The organism is Streptomyces calidiresistens, from assembly GCF_014141525.1.
Taxonomy (GTDB): Bacteria; Actinomycetota; Actinomycetes; order Streptomycetales; family Streptomycetaceae; genus Streptomyces; species Streptomyces calidiresistens.
This window is the reverse complement of sequence record NZ_VKHS01000673.1, coordinates 1-3036: the sequence shown is the minus strand read 5'-3', so window position 1 is coordinate 3036 and position 3036 is coordinate 1. Positions and strand designations below refer to the sequence as shown.

3 protein-coding genes are annotated in these 3036 nt (G+C 76.6%); 1 reads left to right on the top strand and 2 read right to left on the bottom strand.

Features of this window, described 5'->3' with window-relative positions; genetic code table 11:
• The coding region (locus FOE67_RS21295) for an alpha/beta hydrolase family protein (protein ID WP_182666450.1) at positions 1–788 on the top strand (788 nt) is incomplete at its 5' end.
• On the opposite strand, the gene FOE67_RS21290 is transcribed toward FOE67_RS21295, so the two are convergent.
• Positions 727–1668 (bottom strand): SURF1 family protein, encoded by a 942-nt coding sequence (locus FOE67_RS21290; protein WP_182666449.1) that lies wholly within the window; start codon positions 1666–1668, stop codon positions 727–729. The genes FOE67_RS21295 and FOE67_RS21290 overlap by 62 nt on opposite strands.
• A 168-nt stretch (positions 1669–1836) precedes the next feature.
• Positions 1837–3036: hypothetical protein (locus FOE67_RS21285; protein WP_182666448.1), on the bottom strand; the 1200-nt coding region annotated here is incomplete at its 5' end.

The following is a 3036-nucleotide window of genomic DNA, read 5'->3' as shown; positions in this document are numbered from 1 at the left end:
CCGCCCCGCCCTCCGTGCCGCTGCGGGACACCTGGGTGGAGGGCCCCGGCGGACCCATCCACGTACTGGTGCAGACCCCGCCCGGCGAGGGCCCCTTCCCCACCGTCTTCGACATCCACGGCGGGCCGGCCGCCCACGACTCGGACGCCTTCGCCGCCCAACCGGCCGCCTGGGTGGACCACGGCTTCGCCGTCATCCGGGTCAACTACCGGGGCTCCACCGGCTACGGCCGGGAGTGGACGGACGCCCTGAAGCACCGGGTCGGGCTCATCGAGCTGGAGGACATCGCCGCGGTGCGGGAGTGGGCCGTCACCGAGGGCCCCGCCGACCCCGAGCGCCTGGTGCTCTCCGGCGGCTCCTGGGGCGGCTACCTGACACTGCTGGGGCTCGGCGTGCAGCCCGACCTGTGGACGGTGGGCGTGGCCGCCGTGCCCGTCGCCGACTACGTGACCGCCTACCACGACGAGATGGAGGCGCTGAAGGCCCTGGACCGCACCCTGTTCGGCGGCACCCCGGAGGAGATGCCCGAGCAGTGGCGCGCCTCCTCGCCGATCACCCACGTGGACGAGGTCAAGGCGCCGGTCTTCATCTCGGCGGGGGTCAACGATCCCCGCTGTCCGATCCGGCAGATCGAGAACTACGTGGAGCGGCTGGCGGCACGCGGCGCCCCGCACGAGGTCTACCGCTACGACTCCGGGCACGGCTCCCTGGTCGTGGAGGAGCGGGTCAAGCAGACCCGGCTGGAGATCGGGTTCGCCCTGAGGCATCTTCCGGCGTCGACGGGCTGACCGGCTCCGGGCCGTCGGTGCGGTCGGCCGGAGCGGCCGGAGCGGCGGAGTCGGCCGGTGCGGGGGCATCGGTCGACCCCGCCGTCGACCCCGCCGTCGGCCCCGCCGCGGCGGCCCCGGCCGCCCCCGCGTCCGCCAGGGCGTCGCGCCGGACCTCCACCTCCCGGCGCAGCAGCCGGTACCACATGAAGATCACGAAGGCCGCGAAGACGAACCACTCGGCGGTGTAACCGAGGTTCTGGAACGCCTTGAGGTCCAGCACCGTCCCCGCCGCGGCCTCCGGCGGGACCACCACCAGCGGCGCCTCCGCCTCCCGCACCGTCAGCCAGCCGTCCAGCACCGGGTACGGCAGCACGTTGATCAGGGACGCCGCGCCGACCACCCCCACCTGGCCGTCGGGCAGCCCCGTGGGCGCACCGATCGCGCGCGGGGACTCGGGGGCCTGCAGCACGCCGATCACCGTCACCGGTCCCCCGTCCGCCGGCGGCACCCCGTCCGGAACGGCGTCGGCGGGCAGCCAGCCGCGCACCACCGGCACGGCGGGGCCGCCGTCCGCCGGGATCAGGGGGGTGAGGATCCGGAACCCGGGCTCGCCCTCGGCCGAACGGCGCGGCACCAGAAGCTCGTTGTCCGCATCCCACTCACCGCTCACCTCGGCGGTGCCGCCGACGGTGTCGGTGGTGAGGGGCAGCAGTTCCTCCAGCGGCACCGGCACGGCCGACGCGGCCTCCTCGGTCTGCCGCTGGTGTTCCCGGTGGCCGTCCACCCGGTCCTCGAAGCGACCCAGCTGCCAGAACCCCATGATCAGGCAGAAGGGCACGGCGAACACGAGGAAGAGGTTGATCGCCCACCAGCGCGGGGTCAGCAGGAACCGGTACACGTGCCCACGGTACTCGGCTCCCGCGCACCGACCGGGTCGGGGTGGGCGGAACCGGACGGGTCCGCCCGAAACGCGCCCGTTCCCGGCGAGGGGCCCCGCGGCGCGACGGCTCCGGGGCGCGGTCGGCCCGCGCCCCGGGGGGGTCCCCTCGTTCCGCCCCTCCCGACGTCAGTGGTCGGCCAGCACCCCGGTGCGGTAGACGGTGCCGGTGCACACGCCCGGCAGGTCGATGCGGGCCGCCTGCGGATCCCCCACGGCGGGCGTGTAGCGCAGGGTCGTGCCCGCCTCGCCGCCCCCGTCGGTCCCGCCGCCCTCGCCGGCGGATCCGCTGTCCCCGCCGGAGCCGCCGGTGGACCCGGGGGATCCGGTGGAGCCGGCGGAGGGGGATCCCTCCGCGTCGGTCCCGGCGCCGGTACCGGCGGTCGTCGTACCGCCGTCGGTCGGCGCCTCGGTCTCCTCACCGCCCTCCGGGTCGGTGCCGCCGGGCGTCTCCTCCCCGACCTCGCCGGAGCCCCCGCCACCGGCCGGCGGTTCGCTCTCGCCGGGATCGGGGGACGGCCGACCCGGCACCGGACAGCCACCGTCGGTGGTGCCCCGCCGCGGAACCCAGGCGAAACGCACCTCGTAGCTCTCACCGGGCAGCAGCACCAGGTCCTGCTCCCAGCTCTCCGCCGTCGGCAGCCCCGTCGCCCGGTCGCCCTCGGTGCGGTCCATCACCTGCACCGGGGTGTCCACACCGGCCGCCCCGTACGGCGCCGCGACGAGATCACCCGCGCCGCGCACCCGGCAGGCCTCCGCGGAGATGTTGGCCAGGCGGATGACCCCGTGGATGTGCCCGTCGCCGTCCGGCGTTCCCACCTCGGTGCGTGCCGCCCCCAGGTGGGAACGCTCGCACCGGGGCGAGGTCAGGGCCAGGGCCTCGCGCCGCTCCTCGGGGGTGGCGCCCCCGCCCTCGGCGGCACCGGCGTCGGGATCCCCGGGACCCTCCGGCACACCGTCGCTCCCGGCGTCCTCCCCGGCGCCACCGGAGCTGTGGATGCCGGGCCCGCCCGCGGGGTCGTTGGCGCCGGTGCTCCCACCGGCGCTCTCGTCGTACCCGGCCCCGGTGGGCGAGGTGTCGGCCGCCCGGGAGGCGGTGGTGGCGTGCAGCACCGCCGGGGTGCCCACCGCCAACACCACCACCGAGGCGGCCGAGGCGACCATGCGGTGGCGCCTGCGGCGGCGGGCGGGGACGGCGCGGCGGAGCGTCTCCAGGGCGACCGGCGAGGGTCGCAGGTCCTCCACCGAGGCGTGCAGCATGCGCCGCAGCTCGTCCTCCACCGGCTCCACCGGCTCCGGCCCCGCCACGGGATCGGCGGGGGTGGGGTC